Source organism: Mycobacterium sp. (assembly GCF_965277065.1).
In the GTDB taxonomy this organism is placed as follows: domain Bacteria; phylum Actinomycetota; class Actinomycetes; order Mycobacteriales; family Mycobacteriaceae; genus Mycobacterium.
In genome coordinates, this window is the sequence record NZ_CBDIBT010000019.1 from 346212 (window position 1) to 369864 (window position 23653).

At 64.8% G+C, this 23653-nt stretch carries 22 protein-coding genes, 1 other RNA gene and 1 pseudogene; 4 read left to right on the top strand and 20 right to left on the bottom strand.

The window, feature by feature from the left end; genetic code table 11:
- Positions 1-3 precede the first annotated feature (3 nt).
- Both ACQY5A_RS18775 and ACQY5A_RS18780 read right to left on the bottom strand, forming a co-directional pair.
- Entirely contained in the window at positions 4-2541 is a 2538-nt protein-coding gene (locus ACQY5A_RS18775; protein ID WP_428341844.1) for an FtsX-like permease family protein, read from the bottom strand.
- A gap of 20 nt (positions 2542-2561) precedes the next feature.
- Positions 2562-3266 (bottom strand): ABC transporter ATP-binding protein, encoded by a 705-nt coding sequence (locus ACQY5A_RS18780; RefSeq protein ID WP_428341845.1) that lies wholly within the window; start codon positions 3264-3266, stop codon positions 2562-2564.
- A 334-nt stretch (positions 3267-3600) separates the two neighbouring features.
- Here ACQY5A_RS18780 and ACQY5A_RS18785 point away from each other — a divergent pair, with 334 nt between their 5' ends.
- Positions 3601-4332: a hypothetical protein gene (locus ACQY5A_RS18785; protein ID WP_428341846.1), complete on the top strand. Its 732-nt coding sequence runs from the start codon at positions 3601-3603 to the stop codon at positions 4330-4332.
- A 50-nt stretch (positions 4333-4382) separates the two neighbouring features.
- On the opposite strand, the gene ACQY5A_RS18790 is transcribed toward ACQY5A_RS18785, so the two are convergent.
- The 3 genes from ACQY5A_RS18790 to ACQY5A_RS18800 form a co-directional block, all read right to left on the bottom strand.
- Positions 4383-7007 (bottom strand): LuxR C-terminal-related transcriptional regulator, encoded by a 2625-nt coding sequence (locus ACQY5A_RS18790; protein ID WP_428341847.1) that lies wholly within the window; start codon positions 7005-7007, stop codon positions 4383-4385.
- 74 nt (positions 7008-7081) lie between these two features.
- Positions 7082-8161, bottom strand: a complete 1080-nt coding sequence (locus tag ACQY5A_RS18795; protein ID WP_428341848.1) for an NAD(P)H-dependent amine dehydrogenase family protein — start codon at positions 8159-8161, stop codon at positions 7082-7084.
- A gap of 32 nt (positions 8162-8193) precedes the next feature.
- Complete coding sequence (locus ACQY5A_RS18800; RefSeq protein ID WP_428341849.1) at positions 8194-9222, bottom strand: Rieske 2Fe-2S domain-containing protein; 1029 nt, start codon at positions 9220-9222, stop codon at positions 8194-8196.
- A gap of 136 nt (positions 9223-9358) precedes the next feature.
- Between ACQY5A_RS18800 and ACQY5A_RS18805 the strand changes: the two genes are divergently transcribed.
- On the top strand, positions 9359-9991 hold the full coding sequence (locus ACQY5A_RS18805) for a TetR/AcrR family transcriptional regulator (protein ID WP_428341850.1): 633 nt from the start codon (positions 9359-9361) through the stop codon (positions 9989-9991).
- 128 nt (positions 9992-10119) lie between these two features.
- On the opposite strand, the gene ACQY5A_RS18810 is transcribed toward ACQY5A_RS18805, so the two are convergent.
- Entirely contained in the window at positions 10120-10272 is a 153-nt protein-coding gene (locus ACQY5A_RS18810) for a hypothetical protein (protein WP_428341851.1), read from the bottom strand.
- 156 nt (positions 10273-10428) lie between these two features.
- Between ACQY5A_RS18810 and ACQY5A_RS18815 the strand changes: the two genes are divergently transcribed.
- Positions 10429-11076, top strand: coding sequence for a hypothetical protein (locus ACQY5A_RS18815; RefSeq protein WP_428341852.1), 648 nt, complete (start codon positions 10429-10431; stop codon positions 11074-11076).
- On the opposite strand, the gene ACQY5A_RS18820 is transcribed toward ACQY5A_RS18815, so the two are convergent.
- From ACQY5A_RS18820 to prfB, 12 genes and pseudogenes are all read right to left on the bottom strand, one after another.
- Positions 11073-11198 carry a hypothetical protein gene (locus ACQY5A_RS18820; RefSeq protein WP_428341853.1) on the bottom strand — a complete coding sequence of 42 codons (126 nt, stop codon included), beginning with the start codon at positions 11196-11198 and terminating at the stop codon, positions 11073-11075. The two genes, ACQY5A_RS18815 and ACQY5A_RS18820, sit on opposite strands and share 4 nt — an antisense overlap.
- A gap of 4 nt (positions 11199-11202) precedes the next feature.
- Positions 11203-12006, bottom strand: coding sequence for a COG4705 family protein (locus tag ACQY5A_RS18825; protein WP_428341854.1), 804 nt, complete (start codon positions 12004-12006; stop codon positions 11203-11205).
- 182 nt (positions 12007-12188) lie between these two features.
- Complete coding sequence (locus tag ACQY5A_RS18830) at positions 12189-13010, bottom strand: polysaccharide deacetylase family protein (protein ID WP_428343234.1); 822 nt, start codon at positions 13008-13010, stop codon at positions 12189-12191.
- A gap of 175 nt (positions 13011-13185) precedes the next feature.
- Positions 13186-13554, bottom strand: a transfer-messenger RNA (tmRNA) gene (ssrA, locus tag ACQY5A_RS18835).
- A 79-nt stretch (positions 13555-13633) separates the two neighbouring features.
- Positions 13634-14464 (bottom strand): maleylpyruvate isomerase family mycothiol-dependent enzyme, encoded by an 831-nt coding sequence (locus tag ACQY5A_RS18840; protein ID WP_428341855.1) that lies wholly within the window; start codon positions 14462-14464, stop codon positions 13634-13636.
- A 22-nt stretch (positions 14465-14486) separates the two neighbouring features.
- A pseudogene (locus ACQY5A_RS18845) lies at positions 14487-15237 on the bottom strand (EamA family transporter).
- A 95-nt stretch (positions 15238-15332) separates the two neighbouring features.
- Positions 15333-15827 carry an SsrA-binding protein SmpB gene (gene smpB, locus ACQY5A_RS18850; RefSeq protein ID WP_428341856.1) on the bottom strand — a complete coding sequence of 165 codons (495 nt, stop codon included), beginning with the start codon at positions 15825-15827 and terminating at the stop codon, positions 15333-15335.
- Positions 15828-15829: 2 nt separating this feature from the next.
- The gene (gene ftsX / locus ACQY5A_RS18855) at positions 15830-16723 is read right to left on the bottom strand and encodes a permease-like cell division protein FtsX (RefSeq protein ID WP_428341857.1); all 894 of its coding nucleotides are present in this window, start codon (positions 16721-16723) and stop codon (positions 15830-15832) included.
- Positions 16724-17413, bottom strand: coding sequence for a cell division ATP-binding protein FtsE (gene ftsE, locus ACQY5A_RS18860; RefSeq protein ID WP_428343235.1), 690 nt, complete (start codon positions 17411-17413; stop codon positions 16724-16726).
- 70 nt (positions 17414-17483) lie between these two features.
- A complete protein-coding gene (locus ACQY5A_RS18865) occupies positions 17484-17948 on the bottom strand; it encodes a hypothetical protein (RefSeq protein ID WP_428341858.1) in 465 nt (154 codons plus the stop codon).
- Positions 17948-18928: a mechanosensitive ion channel family protein gene (locus tag ACQY5A_RS18870; protein WP_428341859.1), complete on the bottom strand. Its 981-nt coding sequence runs from the start codon at positions 18926-18928 to the stop codon at positions 17948-17950. The genes ACQY5A_RS18865 and ACQY5A_RS18870 overlap by 1 nt, the downstream gene beginning before the upstream one ends.
- Positions 18918-20030, bottom strand: a complete 1113-nt coding sequence (gene prfB, locus ACQY5A_RS18875) for a peptide chain release factor 2 (RefSeq protein ID WP_428341860.1) — start codon at positions 20028-20030, stop codon at positions 18918-18920. The genes ACQY5A_RS18870 and prfB overlap by 11 nt, the downstream gene beginning before the upstream one ends.
- A gap of 176 nt (positions 20031-20206) precedes the next feature.
- On the opposite strand from prfB, the gene ACQY5A_RS18880 reads away from it, so the two are divergent.
- Positions 20207-21568, top strand: a complete 1362-nt coding sequence (locus ACQY5A_RS18880) for an FAD-dependent oxidoreductase (RefSeq protein WP_428341861.1) — start codon at positions 20207-20209, stop codon at positions 21566-21568.
- Positions 21569-21574: 6 nt separating this feature from the next.
- Here ACQY5A_RS18880 and ACQY5A_RS18885 read toward each other — a convergent pair whose 3' ends face one another.
- On the bottom strand, positions 21575-21922 hold the full coding sequence (locus ACQY5A_RS18885; RefSeq protein ID WP_428341862.1) for a hypothetical protein: 348 nt from the start codon (positions 21920-21922) through the stop codon (positions 21575-21577).
- 39 nt (positions 21923-21961) lie between these two features.
- Positions 21962-23617: an NAD-dependent malic enzyme gene (locus tag ACQY5A_RS18890; protein WP_428341863.1), complete on the bottom strand. Its 1656-nt coding sequence runs from the start codon at positions 23615-23617 to the stop codon at positions 21962-21964.
- Positions 23618-23653 lie beyond the last annotated feature (36 nt).

The following is a 23653-nucleotide window of genomic DNA, read 5'->3' on the forward strand; positions in this document are numbered from 1 at the left end:
CTGTCAACTGGTTCGCAGCACTTCGACCGCCTCCAGCCGCCGCGCATGCAGCAGGGGGTAGAGGGCGGCGGCCAGGACGAGTACGAACACCGCTGCCACACCGCTTCCGAGCGGCACAGGCAGCAAACCCCAGTGGATCTTGATGCCGTAGTACACCGGCGAGCCAAGCGACCAGAGATACGTGAGACCTACGCCCCCAAGCACCGCAACGCTCCCGACCAGCAAGCCGAGCAGGCCCGCGTTAGCGATGATCACCGCCTGTTCCTGCCCCGAGGTCATCCCGATCGCCCGCAATGCGGCCCGCTCACGCTTGCGCTGCACAAGTCCCAGCACGAACACGTTCAGCAGGCTCAAGCCTGCGGCCGCCATCACGACATATCCAGAAAGCGTGAACGGCTTCAGGAATCGGGTGATGCCGGTGGTGGCCTCCGAGCGCCACTGCTGGTTGTCGTACACCCGCAAACCGGTGCCGAGGTCGACGAAATCGCTGCGGTGAGCGGTCGCGGCGGCAGCGGACGGATAGGCCACCGCGATCTGGTCGCGCACGGCTGCCCAATCCGCACGCGCCAACTTGTCCGCGACCAGCACCATGTCACCCACCGCGGCGTCGTTCACCATTTGTGGATGAAAAATTCCAGCGACCCGGTAGCGCTTCGGCCCTGCAACGGTCGGCAGTTCGACGGTGCCGCCCTCCGCGACGCCGAGCCGGCTGGCCGCTATCTCGCTCAGGCCGACCTCCCCAGCCCGCAGGCCCGGCCAGAACTTGTCACGTGAATCGATCGGCCGATACAGCGCGGTGCTGTACCAATCTCCCGGTGTGACGCCGATGACCAACCGCGACAGCGTCCCCGACCCGATCGTCGACCGCCAGCGCGATGTCACGCTCCGGCCGTCGCCGGCGCGGGTCACCAGATCGAAGGTGGTGTCGGCGATTTGGCTATTTCGCTGATCGAGCACCGACTGTGCGGCGATCAATAAGGAGCCGGGCAGATGGGCGGCCTGCTCCTCCGCGATTTGGGTGGTGCTGAGCAGTTGCATGCCGTGTGAGCTGATGGCCGAGCTGGCGCCTTGGGCAAGCAGCGCGGCCGAGAGTGCGAACAGCACGGAATAGCGCCGCACGTCGGCTCCCAACAATCGCCCCACGGCCGGGCGCGCGGTCGTCAGCAGCCTGATCGCCACCCCCGCGCCGCGCGGGGCCAGCCACGCGGTCACCAACACAACCCCGCACAACCCCACCGTCATGCCGTAAATACCTACGTTCAGCGGAAGTGACCCACGCTCGAAGATCTTCAGCACGACGACCGAGGCCACCAGCGCGCCCGCTCCGACGTACAGCGGCCACATCGGGATCGTCCTGGCGCGCTGCATTCCACCGACGGTGGCCATCGACGCTAACGGTCCCTCGCGGACCAACCTGACGGCCGGCCCGGTCATCGCGAGGATTCCGCAGACGATCCCCGCGGCCGCCCCGATCACAATCAGGCTCGTGGTGAAGTGCGCCGCGATCGTGCCGCCCGAGCCGTCCAGCATGGAGCGCCCGAATTGGTCCACCAGATACGTTCCGAGAAGGAAACCGGTTGGCACCCCCAACAGTCCCCCGAGAACACCCACTACGGCGCCCTCGCCGAGCATGCCGCCGAACAGCCCGACAGGCCGTGCGCCGATCGCGCCGATGGTCCCCATCACCGCTCGTCGGTCTTCGATGGCCAACAGGATGGTGTTCACAGCGACAAGAAAGCCGATCAGGACGCCGGCCAGAACAGTCAAGTTAAAGCTCTGCGTTGCGTTCTCGAACATGGCGGGTTGATAGGGTCGGGGCCCGCCCGCCGTGGCAATGCCCGCGGTGACGCGCTCGGTATCAGCGGTGATGTCGGCACCTCGTCTCGGCAGCACGAACGCGGCCGTGGCATAGCCGGGTGAGCCAAGCATGCTTGCAGCGATATCCATGGACGGGGCCAGCAGGACGTAGCCGCCGTTGATCCCCTTGACTCGGTCGAACTCTGGGAACGTCCAGCCCAAATGCGCCGATCCAGGCGGCAGGCCGGGGATACGCAGCTCCTCGCCAAGCTGTAGGCCATGCCGCTGGGCAATCGCCGCGGGGACCTCCAGCGGCACACCGGGACCGTTTGCCGGTTTGACATCGCGGGCGCGCTGCTCGCAGTTGAATGAACCGACCAGCAGCTCGATCTGGCACGACCCGCCGAGCAGAAAGAACCCCTGGCTGCGGCCGCCTGGGATGCCCACCGGCGTCAAGCCGGCAACGACCGGGATGACCGCCTCCGCCCCGGCCACCTCGGCACGTAGCCGATTGGATGTCGCCATCGGCAAGCGCCCGCTGACGTTCGGGGTCACCTCGACGACCCCTCTGCCGGCAGCATGGGTGAGCGACGGGCCGAACGAGTCGAAGGGACGCGCGAGCTCGGATTTGAGGATCAGGACTCCGAGGATCACCGTCACTCCGAGCGCGACGCCGATGGAGCTGAGCAGCGTTCGCCGCCAGTCGGCGATCAATGCGGTGAGGTGGATACGCCGGAATGACATCCACCCGGCGCGTAGCGATCTCACCAGGGCCCCGAGATGGACGCGCCGGTATCGACGGCGCGCGCGTGCCCGTCGACCAGATGCAGCTCGCGGGTGCCGTAGCGTGCCGCCGCCTGGTCGTGCGTCACCAGGACGACGGCCGCGCCTTCTTCGTCTGACAGTGAGCGCAGGAGAGCCAAGACCTCCGTCGAAGAATGGCTGTCCAGGTTTCCCGTCGGCTCATCAGCGAGAATGATGAATGGCCGCGCCACCAGCGCGCGCGCCACCGCCACCCTTTGCATTTGTCCGCCCGACAGCTCGGCCGGCCGGTGTCGGGCCCGGTCTGCGAGCCCGACCCGTTCCAGTAGTTCCTCGGCGCGCGCGTCCGCCGACCGGGCCGGCACACCGTCCAGCACCAGTGGCAACGACACGTTCTCCACCGCCGTCAGCGCCGGCACCAAGTTGAAGAACTGGAAGACGAATCCGAGGTTGCGCCGTCGGAACGCGGCGCGCCTGCCGGTGCTCTGCGCCCAGATGTCCTGGCCGCCCACAGCTACCGTGCCGTTATCCGGTGCGTCCAGTCCGCCGGCAATATGCAGGAGGGTGGATTTGCCAGCCCCCGATGGTCCGGTCACAACGACGAATTCGCCTGCGTGCAAAGCGAAGTCGAATTCGACGAGCACGTGCACCCGTTCGTCGCCCCTGCAATATGTCTTGCCGACGCTATTGAGCTGCAGTACCGGCATCGCTGGACCGTCGGTCTGTCCCACCCCTCGGAGAACATACCTAGGCTTTACGACGACATCTTGCGGATCTACTTGTGCCACTTCGGGCCTCTTCCGTTGGCGATGTGACCGATTTGATCGTCACTGGCGATGGGTTGGGAGGGCGCAGTAGTGGGCCACTGCATTCCCGGATGGAGGCAGCCGGCATTCACGACGATGGCTTAAGTAGTCCGAGCCGAGATCGGCTGGGACTGCAGTGGCGCACCACCGTTCTCGTCGCGCTCCCGCGAGAGACGATCGTTTCGGAGACAGCCGTCGGCGAGTAATCGTTTGGCCCTCATCGAAGGAGTTGATGATGCAGTTAGCACTTCGTCCCTATGCCACAGCCGGTGTTGCCGTCCTTGGTGCTGGCCTGATCTATGTCACCCCGACTACCGCAGTGCACATCGGGCAGCATGCGGTCGACCTCGCCGCTGTTGAGGACTTCATCGATCTCGTCACCCCAGTCGACGCGGGAATGAGCACCTTGATTGGAGCAGGCGGGTCGGCCTCAGCCTCGGTCACCGACGCGCTGACGTCCGGTGGTGGAGCGCTGAGCGCAGAAGTCAGCGGCGCGTTGCCGAGCGCCACCGACCTGGAACTCCTCGATCCCGCATTCTGGGCACAGTTCTGGTTTGAGCTGACGGATCCCGACGCCGGCTCCGCGGCCGAGTTACTCCTGGTGAATGCCATCGAGCAACTTCCCGTTATCGGTCCCCTACTCGTCGGCTTTGGGGTTGCCCTATTTCCAATTACCCTGCTTTTGGCGTATGCGTGGAGCGAGATTTCACAGCTTCTTGGCATCGAGCCGTATGGTCCCGCGGCCGACGTGCTGCCCGCCGGAGTCAGCACGGCGTTAGACCCCAACGTCTTGCTGTCGGTCCTGGACCTCAACCCGATGGTCGACATCGGCACCGTGGTCGATCCCGCCGGATTGGCCGACATCGGCACAGCGATCGAGCCCGCCGCACTAGCCGACGTCGGCATAGTGCTGAGCATCAGCACAATCCCGGATCCGGCTGAGATTCTGGCGAGTTTGATCCCTTGATTCCTGATGCGCGGCAAGCATTCTCGAGGGCCCTGCCTAGGGGGCGACGGTCACCTCGTTGAAGCATTGCGGCGCGACAGCAGGCCGGCGAGTTCTTCGCGGCTGGTGGTTCCCGTCTTGCCCATCGCTCGGTAGATGTGGCTCTCGACGGTACGCACGGACAGGCTCAGTCGCTCAGCGACATCACGGTTGGACAAACCCTCGCCGATCAACATCACGATTTCTCGCTCGCGATCGGTGAATGGCACGGGTTCACTTGCCTGACGAAGCGCCGCAGTGCTGGCGCCGCCGCATTGTTCGGCAAGCGCATCACCGCGCGCCGAGCACGTCAACGCCGACCCCCGTAGGTCTTGGCTGCGATACGCGAGGGCGGCGTACGCGGCCGCATCTACGGCCGCGACAAGGTCGCCCATCTTTTCGAATTCGTTTGACACCGAAATTAATTCAGCAGCGTCGCCGTCGCGCAGGGCGACGGCGAACCGGGCAGCCAGGCCGACACGTGGCCCCTCGACGATCGACTCGAGCTCCCCGAGCCTCGTGGCGCTGGTGCGATCACCGAATTGGGTGGCGGCCTGCAGGCAGACCACTTCGGCTGCGAATTGCCCAGCGCCTGAAGCTCTTTCGGCCGCCGATAGCACGACGGTGATCGCCTCGCTCACGGCGCCCTGGCTCGCGACCACCCACGCCCGAGCCAGGCTGCATTCGTAGTCGAGCGAGCGGAACGGACGCAGCGACTTTTCAAGCACGGCGAGCATGGCGGCCGCCTCGCCCGCTGAACCACGCATCGCCAGCGCGGTCGTGCGCGGGATGTGATAGCGGTATCCCCAGCCGATGGCATGCGAGGCGGACAACCCCTCGGCCCCCTGTTCCAACATCTCACATGCGGTATCCAGGCGACCTGCCCCAAGCGCAGCCCGACCCGCTACGGCGGAGCCGAGCAACTGAGCGGCGCCCGGAAGATCGGCAGCCTGCAGGCGCACCCGTTCGGCCACCTCAACAGCGTCACCAATCCGCCCGGACAACGTCAGCGCGCTGATGTGCGCATCAGCAATGTTGAACCTCATGTGCGGGGCATCGAACGAGCGAGTCGCGTTGGTATAGCCCGCATCCGCGGCGGCCACTGCTTCGCCGGTGCGACCGGCATCCGCGGCTATGGTGGCAAGCACCCACGCTATCTCCGCGCCTACGACCGCCGGCAGGTTGTCCATTGCAAGGCTTTCCGAAGCGTGCCGCGCCTCTTCCGGCCGGTCCATCGCAAACCAGTACACCGTCAAGAACGCGTCGATATAACTGCGCGCGTGCGGTGCCGTGGTGCGTGATGCCTCGTCGATGATCTCTTTCGCACGCGCCGGGTCGCCAAGCGCCCAGAGCATGTTGCTTGCTCGGAGGAACGCCAATCTGGCGCGGCCTTCGTCGGTCAACGCATCGCCGTTAATCGCGGCGAGCACTGTGTCGGCCTCCTGGCCGCGGCCCAACCACGAAAGTGCATGCGCTCGAACAAAGTTCGGTTTCGGCCCGCCTCCGGCACGGACTGCTGCCTCGGCGAGTCGATCGGCGAGCGGCAGATCCGCGAGCCAGACTGCGCCCTGGGCTGCCCTGGCCAGCAAGTCAGCGTCAGGCGTGAGGTCGGAGTCGAGACTCAAACTGGCACGGCGCACCACCACTTGTATGTCGTCGTGGTCATCGGCGGCGGCGAGTTCGGCGGCAACCAGTCCGCGTAGCCGTCGCAGTTTGGTGGCAGCCGCGCGCCCGCGGCGCACCTCGCCGTAGAGCGGGTGCGCCAACCGCACCTCCACACCACTAACCGCGGGCCCGAGCGTGATCAGGCCGCGGGTCTCGGCCTCCTCGACCGCGGCCGGATCTGTGATCCGCCTCAGGGCCGCCAGTTCGACGGGCTCCCCAACAGCCAGCGCGTCGACCACATCACTAACCGACGTCGGCAGGGCTCCGATGCGGGATTCGATCAGCTCGACCAAGCCGCGAGGCATCATCGGATCACCCGTCCACCGCCAGAACCCGCGCTGCTTCACGAGCCGGCCGTCAGCGACCTCCTGATCGACGATGGTGCGAAGATACAGAACGTTCCCGCGGGTGAGGTTCCATAGCCGCTGAGCCGCGTCCGGGTCCACCGATCCAGTAAGGGTCGCCGACAGCAGCGTGTTGGTTTCGTCGAGCGACAAGGGCATCAGGTCGAGCCGGTCGAACCGACCGCCCTTCCATATCTCCAGTACCGCGCCTGGAATTGGTTCACCGTCTCGAACGGTGAAAATCACTTTTGCCGCGCCACGCTGGACGATCTGCTGCATGACGAATATCGACAAATCGTCCAGCAGGTGCACGTCGTCGACGCCCACCACTACCGCGCCGTCCGAAGATGCGGCCGTCAGCAGCAGCTCGATCACCCCGCGCAGCAACTGAACGACATCCGTGACACCCGACGGGGCCCAAGCCGACAACACACCCAACGGAATTGCGCGCGCCGAGGATGTGCCGACCGCTAACCGACCTTCGTATCCGTAGGACTCAGCAGCCAATAACGCGTCACGGGCGATGCGGCTCTTCCCCACGCCCGCCGCGCCGTAGACGACGATGCCGGATACATCCGGAGCCGAGATGGCAGCCTGTATAGCCCGCATCTCCTCCGAGCGGCCAATGAGCGGCCAGCGCATCCGCATCCCCAAAGCCTAGGAGCGCGGACACCGCAAGGCGACGCATACGAGAGACTTCGGCAAAGAGCGCTTGAGGCGTGTCAGGCCTTGAATCTTCCGGCGAGCCCCCGCAACGGGAGGTCGGCGCTCGTCAGGAGTCCCGGCGGTGCGTCGACGACCGACTTGATGGCGTTGAGAGCAGGCAGGCCGGTGACGGTCATACCGATGGAAGCGAAGTTGTCCGGGTTGGACAGGTCGACACCGGGCTTCGGGAAGATCATGTGTTTGTTGTACACGCACGGATCGCCCTGGATCTGAGTGATGTAGCAGCCCTTGATGTTCCAACTCGGGTCGGTGTGCGGCGTCATCTGCCACTCCAGGTGTGTCTCCACCTTGGGCCCGCCGTCGACGATCCCCTGGTACTTGATGTAACTGCCGCCCAGGCAACCCTTCGGCATCTGGTACCAGCCCAAGTCGATGTCTTTCGTGCACGCGCCGAGTTCGTAGGTGAACTTGACCTCGTCGAGTTCGATGTCGAAGCAGTCGGCCATCATCAGCACGCTGTCGGCGAAGACGCGGGTGTACTTTTCCAGCTTGCCCGGGATGCTGGGGTCGTCCACTGGTAGGCCGTAGCCGACCTCGATCCAGGTCTCCTTGCTGTGGTGACACGACACATCGACCGACTCGAGGGTCATGACGTGCTCGATTTCAGCGACATCGGCGGAACATACGACACCGAGAATTTGGTTCAGGCCCGGGTTCATGCCGGTGCCGTAGAAACTGGACTGCCCCTTGTCGCACGCCTCTGCGAGCAGTGCGGTCACCGGCTTGCCGGACGAGTGGGGGTGGTTTTTGTCGCGGTGCCAGCCGGTGATCCAGTCGGCCGTCGTGACGATATTGATACCCGCCTCAAGGACTTTCACATAAAGATCCTCGTCCGGGAAAACACCGTGAAAAGTCAGCACGTCCGGCTTGGCCTCGATGATCTCCTCGATGGTGCCGGTGGCCTTCACGCCGATCTCAGGCAGGCCGACGATCTCGCCGGCGTCGCGCCCGATTTTCTCCGGTGAATAGCAGTGCAGGCCAACGAGTTCCAGATCGCTGCGGTGACCGAGCCGTCTGATCATCTCAGAACCGACGTTGCCGGTCGCCACCTGGAAGACGCGTACTGGAGCAGTCATTGCATTCGGCCTTTCGATCGTGTTGTCGAGCGTCAGCGGGTTTCGGTTGTCGCCGATTGCAGTTCGACGGCGCTGCCACCACGACCGTCGGGATAGAACTGCCGGGCCCACTCGCGGATGGCGGTAAAACCCTTGAATTCAGTCGAGGCCAGCGCGGGCGGGTCCGAATACCGTTGGTGGGACCAGATGTACACATCTTGCTCGAACTGTCGGATGACCTCCCGACCGAACTCCTGCGCCTTCATCTCATGCCGGGGGGCGTCCTTGCCGGGTGTGCGGCCGATGTACACCGTGAACCGGACGTCTGAGGTGTGCTCGTCGACCGGCGTGATGGCCGAGATGGTCCGGTTGTCGACCATGCCCGAACTCTTCGTCACCGCGATACCCAGGCCGCCGTTGATCGCCTCGACACCGCTCTTGACGTCGCCGATCGACTGATTTTCGTCACCCTCGAAGGTGATGGTGAAGTCGACGTAGGACGTCGGCTGGTCGAAATCGTGCCGAGTGAACACCGGCACGATCGGCGTCTTGTGCACGAACTTGAAATGCTCGACGTCCACGCCGTTTTCCAGGACGTACTGCGGATGCAATTCCCGACTCGGCTCGTGCAGGGTCTGGCGGGGGTAGTAGTCAGCCAGGCTGCTGCCGTCATTGAAGCTGGCGAAGATGTCGGGCACGTCGAAGTACGGCTCACGACCGTCGAGGTCGTGCCAGAGGTAGACCGACTCGTTGCGTTCGACGACGGGGTAGGTGCGCATCCGACGGCCGCGATTGGGTCGCTTCTCGTAGGGAATGCAGACGTTGCGGCCTTCGTGATTCCACTGCCAACCGTGGAAAGCGCACTGGATCACCTCGCCCTCGACGTGACCGCCGAAACCCAGGTGAGCGCCGAGATGCTCGCAGTAGGCGTCCATCACGGTGAGCCGTCCCGACTGGGCCCGCCAGGCCACCATCTCGCGACCGAAGTAGTGCATCTTGTGCACGTCGCCCAGGGAGATCTCGTCGGACCAGGCGATCTGGAACCAACCGGTCGGCTTCATCGACAGTGGCGGTTTCGCCATCTGAGCTCCTCTGACTGATGAATCGAACCGCAGCGCGAGCGGCAGTCGAATCAGAGCATAGTGGCCTCAATGAAATAATCATAGAACTGTCCTTGTAACTGTCTATGAGGTCGGGACTGGCCGTACCATCTGCAGGATGACCGACGCGGGTGTTCAGCCGCCGCGCACCAACCGCCGCGGTGATGCCACGCGGGAGAGCATGCTCGAGGCAGCCCTGCAGGCGCTGGCCACCGGCGATCCTGGCGCGGTCTCGGCGAACCGTATTGCCAAGCAGATCGGGGCCACCTGGGGCGTCGTGCAGTACCAGTTCGGCGACGCCGACGGGCTGTGGGCCGCAGTGCTCCACCGCACGGCAGAGCACCGGGCGGATGTCTTCCAACAGACCAGCGCATCGGCACCGCTGCGCGACCGTGTCGCGGCCATCATCGACACGCTTTACGACGGATTGACGGCCACCGACTCCAAAGCCATCGAGAACCTGCGAGCTGCGCTCCCCCGCGAACCGGCCGAACTCGAACGCCTCTACCCACGCACAGCCGCCGAACTCCAGTCCTGGGGGCGCGGGTGGCTGACCACCTGTCAGAACGCCTTCACCGGCTTGGCCGTCGACCCTGCGCGAGTGCAAGAAGTTGCGACGCTCATCCCGGGTGCGATGCGCGGCATCACCTCGGAGCGTCAGCTCGGCAGCTACTTCGACCTCGACATGGCACGGCGCGGGCTGACCAACGCGATCGTCGCCTATCTCGAAGCCTCCGATGCGGATGGCTGACGCCGAGCGGGCGGCGGGCGTGCTGCGCGTCGTGCGGTGGACCACCGGCAACGTCGCCGTCGAGGTGGTCAAAAACTGTTGCGTCGCCCCGACCTCGAACTTGTTGGCGCCGCGGCGTGAACAGCGGATCAAGAACGCTCCGATATCGCGCGTGCGAGGGTGCTGGGCACCCACGGGTCCATGTGGGCGTCGACGTGCGGGCATACCAGCGCGGGGTCGCGCAGCGCCGCAAGAACATCGTTGCTGTCGGTCAGGTAGTAGTCGCCGTGCAGGTGAGCCACCCGCCCGGACCTGCGCAACGCACCCCAGAAACCTCGCTCGGAGGCATCGATGGCCCGGCGGTCGTAGTCGACGTTCAGTACGGAGCCTCTTCCAGTCGCACGTCGGTGGTCGGATGTGATTCTGTAACTCGGTGACGACGGACTCAACACGCCCCGGTGGCCGCCGACGCCTCGCGCGGAATTGAGGTGCTGCGAGCCCAGTGCCGATTGTTCATGATCGGTTCGTCGTTGTTCGCGATCGGCACAGCGCCAGGGCTCGCGGCTTTCTGGAGTGCGCAAGGCAGCAATCTGCTGTGCTTCATGGGCTCGTGGTTTTTCACCAGCGCCGCGCTGCTCCAACTGTTGCTGAGCAAACCGGCGATGCGTCGGACATGGAGCGTGCCCTCGACACGAGCTGAATGCCTATCGTCGGCGATCCAGTTGTTCGGCACGCTGAACTTCAACCTCAGTACCGGTGCAGCGTTGTGGGCGCAGCGCGTACCCGCCCGTCGGCACCTTGTGTGGGGACCGGATGCGGTGGGCTCGATGGCCTTTCTGGTCAGCGGAGTGCTGGGCGTTGCCGCCGTCGCCCTCGCGATTGGGCTGCAACGGTGGAAATCGCGGCCGTGGCTGGCAGCGTCAACCAGCATGATCGGCTCAATCGCTTTCGCCGCCTCGGCAGTTGGGGCGTTCGTAACCAATGCGGGGAGCACGGAAGACGCACAGCTGGCTCGACTGGGGACCTTCGTCGGGGCGCTGTGCTTCCTGACCGCCGCTTACCTGCGGCTGCCTCGACGTTGCGCCGACAGCGCCCGGACGGCCTAGAAAAGCGCCATCAGTTCGGCCCACCACTCGGCGCCGACGGCCGCGGCGGCGTTCATCTCGGTGGCGAACGGTGTCACGATGTCTCGACCGCAATCTCGGGCGCCTGCTGACGAATCTCGCACATGCCTATTCGCGGAGCTCAGACCGCGGTGGTGACGGCGCAGGACCCGATGGGCCGGGGTGCCGTCCGGGACGTTGAGGCAGGACAACGATCAGCACGACCATGATCACCGCGATAACCGCCGAAGCCAGCGGGCGACTCAAGGCAAGGCCACCGTCGGCGACTGGTTTATCGATGAAGTCCCCCACGGTTGCGCCCAAAGGACGCGTCAGGATGAACGCGACCCAAAATAAAGTGACGCGCGATACGCCAGTCCAGTAATAGACGGCGACCACCGCCATGAGAGCCGCGCCGAAAACGAGAGCACCGCGCTCGTAGCCGAAATCGCGGGTGTCGGCAAGCCAATCGCCAAGCGCGGTTCCCAGGGTCTGGGAAAACGTGATTGTGGCCCAATAGAACGCCTCGACCTTTGGGGTCGCGACGGTATTGACCGACACCGTCCCCGCCGATCGATGCCACAGTCCGAGTGTGGCCAACAGGCAACCCAGCAACAGAAGGGATCCGCCTGTGTAGCCGATCCCAAGCGACCGGTCGGCGAAGTCGGCCAACGTCGTGCCGAACGTCGTAGAGGCAACGATCGTCGCCCAGTAGAGGATCGGAGAGAAGCGGTTGGCGCAGATCTGCGCGACCACGAGCGTCACCAACGCAAATCCGAAAAGCGCGACGCCGGCCAGATAACCCCAATTCAGCGTCATCGTCACCGTGTCGCCACCCGTCTCACCGAGCGTCGTCGCCAAGACCTTGATGACCCAAAAACCCAAGGTGACTGCTGGAACCTTGCTCAATGCCTGCTTCGTAACGTCATTCATCGGACATGGCCTGTCACTCCCCGCGGGCTGGTGGCTATTGGCTGGCAACCGGCCGTTGATACGCAACGACGGTCATGGCCAGTGTTGCGTCGCTCGACTGAACATTCGCTGAGACCGAGGACGCACGGCGGTCCGCCGTAGTCCACGGGCCCCGGTCACCGAGTGGGCTGTAACGGCCTCGCCTAGTGGACGAAGACATCGTCAAACGTGACGGTGCGTAAGTTACGAGCGCGGATGAGATCGCGGAGTTGCCCATAGACATGGGTGACCGGCAGGTGATTGAGGTGTCCGAGGACGATCGCCTGCGGGATAAAGGCTCGCTCGGCCATCTGGACGATGTAGTCCTTGGTGATCAATGTGGAATCCGACAGAGAGCCCGACCACAGCGTGACCGCGGTGTAGCCAAGGTCGGCGGCCACCGCATCAACGGCCGCGTTGCGCTTTCCGTATGGAGGCCGAAAGTACGGTCGCGCGTCAACGCCGAAAGTGTTTTTCAAAAATTCGTCGTTGCGGGTGATCTCGTGCGCTACTCGACTTGCTGGCACCTTTGTCAGGTTCGGATGCGACCAGGTGTGGTTGCCTAGCTGAATCTGGCCGCACTCGACCAAAGGCCGCAACAACGCCAGGTTGTCGGTCCACGAACGGTAGGTTCCGTTGACGAAATAGGTCAGCCGGACGCCGGTGTCTTTGGCGAATTCGGTGTAAAGGCGCACTACGTCGGTGTTCACGCCGTCGTCAACGGTCAGCGCCAACAGATTGCCGTTCCCGGGTAGCTTGCTGAGCAGACCGCCACCCGGCAGCGCCACCCGCACGATGGGCGCGGGCGGCGGCGACAGCGTGCCAGCACCGACCTCGCCACCGCGTGCGAGCGGCGGGGTGACGGCAGCGGCAGCGGCCGCCGGGGGTCGCGGCGATCCACCGAGGACGCCCCGCGGTGCGCCCATACCGCCAATACCGCCAAGAACTGCTACCGAGAGCGCCCCCAGGAGACGGCGTCGGTTCAGTTCGGACACAACCGTAGATCATGCCATCAAGCAACCGCGCAACCTGCGAACGTCCCTGCGCGCCGTTCGAAGATGCAACCGTAAACGATCCGTCGTGATCCGAAAATCGCAGACGCACTACTCAACCCGTGGACAGCGAAAGGCCCTGACCTGTTGTTTCCGATCAGGGCCTTCTCTGTGGAGCTGCCGGGAATCGAACCCGGGTCCTACGGCATTCCCTCAAGACTTCTCCGTGCGCAGTTCGCTAAGTCTCTACTCGGATCTCTCGGTCACGCGAACAAGCCGAGATGACGATCCCAGTCGCTGTTTGATGTCCCCACCGGTCCCGCGACCGAACCCGTGGGTTTGTCCCTCTAGCTGATGCCAGGGTCCGGGCCGAGGGCGCTCCCGGTCTGACAGACACGCAGTCGCTTAGGCAGCGAGTGCGTAGTCGCGCTGATGTGAATCGGCGCTTATATGGTTGCAGCGACGCTTACGGTGGTCTCTTGCCTGCACCGGCACGCTTCCCTTGATTCGATGCGCGAAGTCGAAACCGTTCAGCCCCTCGCACCCCCGCCGATTTTCGGCAAGACAGTTGATTGTACGCGTTTTCCATCAGCAGGTCAGGGACCATTCATCCCCGGTCAGATCACAAAGTTCAAACGGTCGACGATGCGCGCGCCGACTTCGGTGTCGCCGCTCAGTTCGACACGGGACGCGTCGTTGGCGCGCCCGCCGGCCAGTCGGGCGAACAGCAGCCCATCGAGGCAGATCGAGGTGGTGGGTTCGAGCCCGCCGAAATCGTCGACCACCTGGGCGCGACCGTCGACAGCGACGCGGATGGTCCGCGCCAGCGGGCCGGTCAGCTCGATCGCGACCCGGGATCCTTCGGACGCTTTGCCGAGTTTGCCGACCACGTATCCCATCGTCGCGGCGATCTCGTCGAGCGATATCCGCGCCGCCGAACCGGCCAGTTCCACATCGCACGACGGCGAGCCGACGCCGTCGCGGATGTCCTGCTCATGCATCCAGCAGTCGAACAGCCGCACCCGCATGAACCTGCCGAAACTCTCCAGTCCCACCGGGCTCGGAGTCGGCGTGTTCCACTCCTCGACCGACATTGCGGACAAGACGTCGCACCGATCCGCGGTGATCGACCGAAACCGTTGCAGCAGAGCATCTCCCGACTCTGAGCTGAGGTGGCGAACCCAGGCTTCGTTGATCGCACCGACCTCGTTGCGTACATGGTCCAGCGTCGTCAGATCGATATCGGCCGCAGGCGGGTTGAGGCCCTGCAGCGACGACTCGGTGCCGATCATGTGGGCGACGACATTGTGTACGCACCAGCCCGGCAGCGGCGTCGGTGTCTGCCATTGCTGCTCGGACAGCCCGCTCAGCAATGTCTCGATGCTGTCCCAGGTGCCGAACAGACCCGACAGCACGTCGGACTTGTCGAGGATGGTGACGTTGCCCATGCCGCCTGATGCTAGACCGAAGTCAGGCGGCGGCGATCATGCTCACCGATACCGCGGCCAACACCATGCCGGTTGCCTGCCAGCGGGTCAGCCGCTCGCGCAGCACGATGATCGCCAGGACGACCGTCGTCGCCGGATACAGCGAAATCAGGATGCTGGCCAGCGACAGCATCCATTTCTGGATCGCCATCAGCATGCTGACGTTGGCGCAGGTGTCGAGCAGCGCAGCGAGGACCGCCAGCCGCAGCGGCGTGCTGGGTGGCAGCTCGAGATTCCGACTCGCCGCCGCGACCGCGATCACCAGAACCGTCGCCGCGGCCCGGGCGAAGAACAGCGGCCACATCCGGCACTCCACCGGCGCCTGATGCAGCAGAACGAAGTCCAGTCCGAACGCCACGCCTGAGCCGATCGTCAGCCAGGCCACCTTGCCGGTGAACCTGTGCGTCCGAACGTCATCGTCATCTGACGACTCGCGGCTGACCAGAATGACCGCGAGCATCGCGACCACCACGCCTGACCGACGCGCCGGCCCCCGGTCGCTCGCCGAGCGCCACACCGACCGCCACCGGTACCGCCGCGTTGAGCACCGCGGCCAGCGGTGACACCACCGAAATGGGTCCGGCGCTGACAGCCGCGTAGAACCAGTAGACCCCGACCGCTTGGCTGATCCCGTACAGCGAACCCCACAGCACGGCACCGGTATGGATGGGCCCGCCCGCGGTCACCGCGAGCACCCCCAGCAACACCGTCGCGAGCGGGTACGTCACCACCATGATGCGCAGCGCGGCCGCGCGCCGGGAAGCTACACCCCCAACAAAATCACTGACGCCGTAGCTGACTGCAGAGAGCTGGGCGTACGCGGCCCCGATCAGCTCATGCCCTTGGATCGCCTGCCCAGCTCGCGAATCACTTCGCGTTGGGCGTCGCGCTTGGCCATGTCCTGCCGCTTGTCGTGGGCTTGCTTACCACGCGCTAATGCAAGCTCCACCTTGACTTTTCCTTCGAAAAAATACAACGACAACGGAACGAGCGCGAGGTTACCATCCTTGATTTTGCCGATGAGTACATCGATTTGGTGCCTGTGGAGAAGTAGCTTCCGGTTGCGGCGCGGCTCGTGATTGGTCCAGCTGCCGTGGTGATATTCCGGAATGTGCAGGTTACGAAGCCAAACCTCGCCGTCGTCGACGGTTGCGTAGGCGTCGGCCAACGAGGCCTTACCGTCCCGCAAACTTTTAACTTCAGTGCCGAGCAAAACCACCCCGGTCTCGTAGACGTCCAAGATCGCGTAGTTGTGCCGAGCCTTGCGGTTGGTCGCCAAGATCTGCCGGGCCGGCCCGGCTTTCTTGGGCGACTTCTTGGCCACCGCTACCGCCGCACGTACAGGCGCAACGTGGCGTACGACGTCACGCCGGCCATCGCCACGCCGACCAACAGCAGCAACGGCGCGATGTACAGAATGTCGGCGTAGTCGACCTTCGCGATCAGATGCGCCTGATAGAACTGGCTCAACGCACTGTCGAGGAACAGCGCTCGCACCACGATCAACCCGACGATCGCGATGAGAACACCGAACGTCGCCGCCATTATCGCCTCGACGAGGAACGGCAACTGGGTGAACCAGCGCGTTGCACCGACCAGTCGCATGATGCCCACCTCGGTCCGCCGCGTGTAGGCCGCGACCTGAACCATGTTGGCAATCAACAGGATTGCCCCGACCGCCTGTACCAACGCGACCGCAAAGGCGGCACTGGACAAACCATCGAGCACCGCGAAGAGCCGGTCGATCAGCTCCTTCTGGTTGAGCAGGTGATCGACCCCGGGCTGGCCCTGCAACGCGGCGTCGAATTCAGCATGCTGCTCGGGGTTTTCCAGCTTGACAATGAAGGACGCCGGGAACGCGTCCTTGCTCACCAGATCCTTGAACTGCGGGATCTTGCGGATGGCGTCGTTGTACGCGTCCTGACGATTGAGGAACCGAACTGACTTGACGTCGCTACGCTTTTCGATCTTCTCGCGCAACGCTTTACATTCCTGGCTCTCGCAAGTCAAATCGTTGGCCGAGACCTCGCTGGTCAGGAAGACCTGCGTCTCGACCCGGTCGAGATAGATGCTGCGCGAGTGGTCGGCCAGCCGGACCACCAACAGACCGCCGCCGAACAACCCGATCGAGATGGCGGTCGTCAGGATCATCGCGACGGTCATCGTCACATTGCGACGAAAGCCGGTCAGGACTTCGTTGAAGAGAAAGCTGAAGCGCACTTAGCGGTCCATCCCATAGACGCCGCGCTGTTCGTCGCGCACCAACCTGCCCAACGACAGTTCGACCACGCGTTGCCGCATCGAGTCGACGATGTGGTGGTCGTGGGTCGCCATCAGGACCGTGGTCCCGGTGCGGTTGATCCGCTCGAGCAAATCCATGATGTCGTTGCTGGTCTCCGGGTCGAGGTTTCCGGTGGGCTCGTCGGCCAGCAAGACCAGCGGCCGGTTGACGAAGGCGCGCGCGATGGCCACCCGCTGCTGCTCTCCGCCGGACAGTTCATGCGGCAGCCGGCTGGCCTTGCCGGACAGCCCGACCATCTCCAGCACGTCGGGCGTCACGCGGTTGATCACGTCCTTTCGCTTCCCGATCACCTCGAGGGCGAACGCGACGTTCTCGAACACCGTCTTCTGCTGCAGCAGCCGGAAGTCCTGGAACACACACCCGAGCACCTGACGCAGCTTGGGCACATGCCGTCCGGGCAGCGTGTTGACGTGAAACTTCGAGACCCGGACATCGCCTTCAGTCGGCGTCTCGGCCCCCAGCAGCAAGCGCATGAACGTCGATTTGCCGGAGCCGGACGGACCGATCAGGAAGACGAATTCACCCTTGTCGATTTTGAGGTTGACGTTGTCCAGCGCCGGTCGCGCCGATGACTTGTACTGCTTGGTGACACGGTCAAGGGTGATCATCACGGGTCGCCAGTCTAACCGCGTACGTCAGATGTTCGGACGACGCGGCGCGCTGGTGAGCCAGGTTGCGTCATCTGGGCAGCCCCGGCAGACCAGGCAAGCCTGGTGCGGGCGCAGGCGCTGGAACCGGACCCGTCGTCGGCTCTGGAGCGGGTGTCGCCGTCCCTGGGCCGAACGGCGGCGGCAGCACCGGTAGCTGGATCAGCGGCGGCGGGGTGGTCGTCGTCGGGGGTGTGGTCGACGGTGTCGTCGTCGGGACCGTGGTGGTCGGCGTGTCGTAGGTGGGCTGCTGCACGCGGGTACGCGGCACCCAGGTGTAGTCGGGGTCCGGAACGTAGCCCGGCGGCACGACCTGCGGCGCCACCGGGGGCGGCGGCGGTTGCGGCTTATAGGTGTTGTAAGCCCACCAGGTTGCGAAGAACGCGACGATCAACACCAGCGTCGTTGTCCGGACCCGCCCGCCGAAGATGTAGTTCGGCCAGTGCTTGTCCTCGTCGCGGCTGGGGTGTTCGAGAACGTTGAGGGTGAGCTTCATCAGCGTTTAACCGACTCGTGGGTTTTTTCGTACTCCTGCTGCTCGGCGTTCGCCGCCTCGGCGCCAGGACCCTCGACCACGCCGACTTTCGCGTCCGCCGCGGTCACGATGCCCGCGCGGGCCAACGCGCGAATGACCAGCACCCGGAGCTGGCGGCCGGCCTCGAATTGCTTACCGGGCAGGGTGCGGGCTACCAATCTCAGCGTCACGGTGTCGACCTGGATACTCTCGACACCCATCAAGGTGGGCGCGTCCAGCAACAAGTCGCCAAGGATCGGGTTGTCCAGAGCGGCCTCGCACTCTTGGCGCAGCACCTCAGCGACGCGGTTGAGGTCCACGTTGGTCGAGACCGGGATGTCCACCACCGCGCGCGCCCAGTCCTTGGACTCGTTGACCGCCTTGACAATCTGGCCGTTCGGAATGGTCAACACCTCGCCGTTCGGTGAACGCAGCCTGGTCACCCGTAGCGTCACATTCTCGACCGTGCCGCTGCACTCGGTCGTCGACACCACGGTCAACGTGACCAAGTCGCCGAAGCCGTACTGCTTCTCGACGATGAGAAAGAATCCCGCCAGGATGTCTCTGACCACCTGCTGGGCACCGAAACCGAGAGCGGCACCGATCACCGTCGCCGGCGCCACCAGGCCTGCGACGGAGAAGTTGAGGGCATCGGCAATCCGGACGATCCCCCAGATGGCGATTAGAACAATCGACACCCACTGAGCCACCGACGCCAAGGCCTGGCGGTGCTTGGAAGACTCCGAGCGGACCAGCGCATCTCCTTCGACGAAACGCTCGTCGAGTTGGCGGGCAATGTGGTCGGTGACCCAGGTGACAAAGCGGATCGCCAGGATGGCGAGGATCACCACCATCATCACCCGCAGGCCGCGGGTGATGATCCATTGGCCGATTACGCCGTGCCAGAAGTCGTGCCAGCGCTGCGCGGTGTCGATCGCTAAATACGTCGTTTTAGTCGTCATCTTTTCTATTGCGCCACCGAATTCCTGCTTCCAGGAATCCGTCGATGTCTCCGTCGAGAACGGCCGCCGGGTTACCCACTTCGTACTCGGTGCGCAGGTCTTTGACCATCTGATACGGGTGCAGTACGTACGACCGCATCTGGTTTCCCCAGGAGCTGCCGCCGTCACCCTTGAGCGCGTCGAGCTCGGCACGTTCTTCTAAACGCTTGCGTTCCAACAACTTTGCCTGAAGGACCCGCATCGCCGCAACTTTGTTCTGCAGCTGCGACTTTTCGTTTTGACAGGTGACGACGATACCGGTCGGGATGTGCGTGAGTCGAACTGCGGAGTCGGTGGTGTTCACCGACTGTCCGCCGGGACCGCTGGAGCGGTACACGTCGACCCGCAGGTCACCTTCGGGAATTTCGATGTGATCGGTGGTCTCCACCACCGGCAGCACCTCGACTTCCGCGAACGAGGTCTGACGACGGTTCTGGTTGTCGAACGGGCTGATCCGCACCAACCGGTGGGTGCCTTGTTCGACGGAGAGCGTCCCGTAGCCGTAGGGCGCGTGCACCGCGAACGTCGCGCTCTTGATCCCCGCCTCTTCGGCGTAGGAGGTGTCGAACACCTCGACGGGATATTTGTGTTGCTCGGCCCACCGGATGTACATCCGCATCAGCATCTCGGCCCAGTCGGCAGCGTCCACGCCGCCGGCACCGGAGCGGATGTTGAGTAGTGCCTCCCGCTCGTCGTATTCACCGGAGAGCAGGGTGCGCACCTCCATCGCCTCGATGTCGGTGCGAAGTGTCTTCAGTTCCGCGTCGGCTTCGGCTTCAGTCTCCGCGCCGTTGGCGCCCGCCTCGGCGGCCAGCTCGTAGAGCACGGGAAGATCATCGAGCCGCTGACGCAGCCCTTCGACCCGCCGCAACTCGCCCTGGGTGTGGGAGAGCTCGCTGGTGACACGCTGCGCGTGGGCCTGGTCGTCCCACAGATTGGGATCAGCCGCTTCGTGCTCGAGTTTGTCGATGCGGCCACGCAAACCGTCGACGTCCAGCACTCGTTCCACCGTGGTCAGCGTGGAGTCGAGTGCTGCGATATCGGCTTGACGGTCGGAGTCCACGCCTGCTCACGTTACCGGCCGGGTTGTCGACACAGACCGCGTGACGCCCGATGACGATGCAGTCCGCGCAGCGGAATGAGGTGGGGGTACCCCCCAGCCGCGAAGCGGCTGGGAGGCGGAACGGGCAATCAGTTTGAGCCACGGATCGGTTGGCCGGGCGTTTAGCATCGTGGCTTATGCGCCCCTTCCACGTTGCGATCGTCGGGTCGGGTCCCTCGGGATTCTTCGCCGCGGCCTCGCTGCTCAAAGCCGCCAACGCCGGCGATCAATTCGACTTCGCCGTCGACATGCTGGAAATGCTCCCGACGCCATGGGGTCTGGTCCGCTCCGGGGTGGCACCCGATCACCCCAAGATCAAGTCGATCAGCAAGCAATTCGAGAAGGTCTCCGAAGACCCGCGGTTTCGGTTCTTCGGCAACGTCGTGATCGGCGAGCACGTCAGTGCTACCGAGTTGTCCGAGCAATACGACGCCGTGGTGTACGCGATCGGCGCCCAGGCGGACCGGCCGTTGAACATCCCGGGCGAAGACCTGCCCGGCAGCGTCGCCGCGGTGGACTTCGTCGGCTGGTACAACGCACACCCGCACTTCGAGGAGATCTCACCCGACCTGTCCGGCGCCCGGGCCGTCGTGGTCGGCAACGGCAACGTCGCGCTCGACGTCGCCCGCATCCTGGTCACCGAGCCCGACGAGTTGGCCAAAACCGACATCGCCGACCATGCGCTGGAGTCGCTGCGGCCCTGTGGTGTGAAGGAAGTGATCGTCATCGGTCGCCGCGGCCCGCTGCAAGCCGCGTTCACCACGCTGGAACTGCGGGAACTGGCGGACCTGGAGAACGTCGACGTGATCGTCGATCCTGCGGACTTTGAAAACATCACCGAGGAGGACGCGGCGGCCATCGGCAAAGTCTGCAAGCAGAACATCAAGGTGCTCAAGGGCTACGTCGGGCGTGAGCCGCGGCCTGACCACCGCCGGATCGTGTTCCGCTTCCAGACCTCTCCGATCGAGATCGCCGGCGCGGAACGTGTCGAGAAGATCGTGCTCGGGCACAACGAACTGGTCACCGACGACAGCGGCCGGGTGATCGCCAAGGACACCGGTGAACGCGAGGAGGTGCCGGTACAGCTGGTGGTCCGCTCGGTGGGCTATCGCGGCGTCGCCACCGAGGGGCTGCCGTTCGACGAGAAATCCGGGACCATTCCGCACAGCGACGGCCGCATCGAGGGCAGTCGCAATGAATACGTGGTCGGCTGGATCAAGCGCGGTCCGTCCGGGGTGATCGGCACCAACAAGAAGGACTCGCAGGACACCGTCGACGCGCTGATCGCCGACCTCACCGCCGCGGCCGAGTTGGCCGAGTTCGGCGCCGACCACGCCGACGAACTCGCCGGGTGGCTGATCGAACGGCAGCCCAAGGTGGTCACCGACGAGCACTGGCGACTGATCGACGAGCACGAACGGTCCTCCGGTGAGCCGCACGGCCGGCCTCGGGTCAAGCTGCCCAACCTGGCCAAGATGCTGCACATCAGCCACGGCTGACGCGCGTTATCCGGCTGGTGGGTCCGGCACGTCCGGCGGGGAGGGCAGCGCGAACGCCCACTTGTCGGGATTGCGTTGCGAATACACCACCGGCATGAGCTCCCCCACCGCCGGCCAGCGGTCGACGTCGACGGCCATCCGCTGATACACGGTGTAGTCGCTGATCGTGGGCCCGTCGATGACACCGGTGATCGTGACGTACTGCTCACCGGTCGCGTCCGGTCGCGGGCTGACGCCGGTGATCAGCAGTGTGCCGCTCAACGCGCCGGCGTCAGGGCGCTGACGAAACAGTCGCGGCGCCAGAAAGCTCGCACCGATCGCGAGGAGCAACAGCACCGACAGGATTTCCCACACGACGCCATGGTAGGTCCGCCGCCATGCGGCAGGCTCGGATCAGGCTTGCACGGGCAAATACACGGGGCGCCAGTGCACCTGCGCGATCCGCTCGGCGAGCTCCTGGCTGCTGCGCTTCGGCGCCACGCCCTGGGCCACGGCCTGCACCGCGACGGCCTGCGCGATACGCACAGCCACACCCGGGGCGTCGTCCCACGACGGCAGCAGCGGCTGGTCGGGATCGGTGAGGGCCGGTGACTCATCGCCCAGGGTCGCCGCGGCCACCTGCATCATCTCGTCGGTCACCCGGGTTGCCTGCGCCGCGGTCACCGCAAGCCCCATCGCCGGGAAGATGTAGACGTTATTGCATTGTGCTACAGAGTGTTCGACACCGTTGCGGTGCAGCGGCGCGAAGGGAGAACCGGTGGCGATCAGTCCTCGCCCGTCGGTCCAGTGGTCCAACTCGGCGGGGTGCGCCTCTGCTCGGCTGGTCGGGTTGGAGAGCGGGAAGATGATCGGCCGCTCGGTCTTGCCCGCCATCTCGCGCACGATCGACTCGGTGAAAGCACCAGTCGCAGTGGATAGTCCGAGCAGAACTCCGACGTCGACGTTGTGCACGACGTCGGCGAGCTGGGCGGGCCCCCGCAGTCCCCAGCCGGCTACCCGCGCAGCGGGCTGGACGAAGTCACGTTGGGCATCCGACAGGTCGTCGCGGTCGTCGGTCAGCAGACCGACCACATCGACCACCCAAATCCGTTCCTGAGCAGCCTGTTCGGACAGACCTTCGCTGATCATCTCGCGATGGATCATGTTCAGCACGCCGATGCCCGCCGAGCCCGCCCCCAGCATGACGACCTGCTGCTGCGACAGCGGACGGCCGGCCACCTCGGCGGCGCCGTGCAACGCCCCGACCGTGACGGCGGCGGTGCCCTGGATGTCGTCGTTGAAGGTCAGCAACGTGTCGCGGTAGCGAGAGAGAATCGGCTGCGCGTGCGCAGTCGCGAAGTCCTCCCACTGCAACAGCACCTCGGGAAGCTGTTGGCGCACGGCGCCGACGAAGCGGTCGATGAACGCGTAGTACTCGTCGTCGTCGATGCGGCGGTGGCGCCAGCCCAGGTACTGCGGATCCTGCAAGAGTTCGACGTTGTCGGTGCCCACGTCGAGCACGATCGGCAGCGTGCGCGCGGGATCGATCCCGCCGATCAGGGTGTAGAGGGACAGCTTGCCGATCGGGATGCCCATTCCGCCGATGCCCTGATCGCCCAGTCCGAGGATGCGCTGCCCGTCAGTCACCACGATCACGTCGACATCGCGGTGCGGCCGGTTTTCCAGGACCTCCTCCAGATGGTCGCGATCGGGGTAGGACACGAACAGTCCCCGGGGGCGGCGGTAGATCTCACTGAAGCGCTGGCAGGCCTCGCCGACAGTCGGGGTGTAGACGATGGGCAACGACTCGGGGATGTGGTCGTGCAGCACCCGGTAGAACAACGTCTCGTTGCGGTCCTGCAGTGCCCGCAGATAGATGTGCTTGTCGAGGTCGTCGCGTCGCGTCGAGAACTCGTGCCAGCAGTGCGCGACCTGCTCGTCCATCGTCTTGACCGCGGTCGGCAACAGGCCGAGCAGGCCGTACTGACGGCGCTCGGCCTCCGAGAAGGCGGTGCCCTTAGTGATCAGCGCGTCGAAAAGGGCGGCCTGCCCGCGCTTTCCGTCAGCCATCGTCGGCGTCCCCTCTCGTGCGTTCGGTGCGGTCAC

What these genes read in the sequence shown, in the direction of transcription:
- ACQY5A_RS18890 (WP_428341863.1), bottom strand. Translation starts at nt 23,617, where the DNA reads ATGGCTGACGGAAAGCGCGGGCAGGCCGCCCTTTTCGACGCGCTGATC.
- ACQY5A_RS18795 (WP_428341848.1), bottom strand. Translation starts at nt 8,161, where the DNA reads ATGACTGCTCCAGTACGCGTCTTCCAGGTGGCGACCGGCAACGTCGGT.
- ACQY5A_RS18800 (WP_428341849.1), bottom strand. Translation starts at nt 9,222, where the DNA reads ATGGCGAAACCGCCACTGTCGATGAAGCCGACCGGTTGGTTCCAGATC.
- ACQY5A_RS18805 (WP_428341850.1), top strand. Translation starts at nt 9,359, where the DNA reads ATGACCGACGCGGGTGTTCAGCCGCCGCGCACCAACCGCCGCGGTGAT.
- ACQY5A_RS18865 (WP_428341858.1), bottom strand. Translation starts at nt 17,948, where the DNA reads ATGAAGCTCACCCTCAACGTTCTCGAACACCCCAGCCGCGACGAGGAC.
- ACQY5A_RS18775 (WP_428341844.1), bottom strand. Translation starts at nt 2,541, where the DNA reads ATGTCATTCCGGCGTATCCACCTCACCGCATTGATCGCCGACTGGCGG.
- ACQY5A_RS18785 (WP_428341846.1), top strand. Translation starts at nt 3,601, where the DNA reads ATGCAGTTAGCACTTCGTCCCTATGCCACAGCCGGTGTTGCCGTCCTT.
- ACQY5A_RS18790 (WP_428341847.1), bottom strand. Translation starts at nt 7,007, where the DNA reads ATGCGGATGCGCTGGCCGCTCATTGGCCGCTCGGAGGAGATGCGGGCT.
- ACQY5A_RS18825 (WP_428341854.1), bottom strand. Translation starts at nt 12,006, where the DNA reads ATGAATGACGTTACGAAGCAGGCATTGAGCAAGGTTCCAGCAGTCACC.
- ACQY5A_RS18780 (WP_428341845.1), bottom strand. Translation starts at nt 3,266, where the DNA reads ATGCCGGTACTGCAGCTCAATAGCGTCGGCAAGACATATTGCAGGGGC.
- ACQY5A_RS18840 (WP_428341855.1), bottom strand. Translation starts at nt 14,464, where the DNA reads ATGGGCAACGTCACCATCCTCGACAAGTCCGACGTGCTGTCGGGTCTG.
- ACQY5A_RS18870 (WP_428341859.1), bottom strand. Translation starts at nt 18,928, where the DNA reads ATGACGACTAAAACGACGTATTTAGCGATCGACACCGCGCAGCGCTGG.
- ACQY5A_RS18880 (WP_428341861.1), top strand. Translation starts at nt 20,207, where the DNA reads ATGCGCCCCTTCCACGTTGCGATCGTCGGGTCGGGTCCCTCGGGATTC.
- ftsE (WP_428343235.1), bottom strand. Translation starts at nt 17,413, where the DNA reads ATGATCACCCTTGACCGTGTCACCAAGCAGTACAAGTCATCGGCGCGA.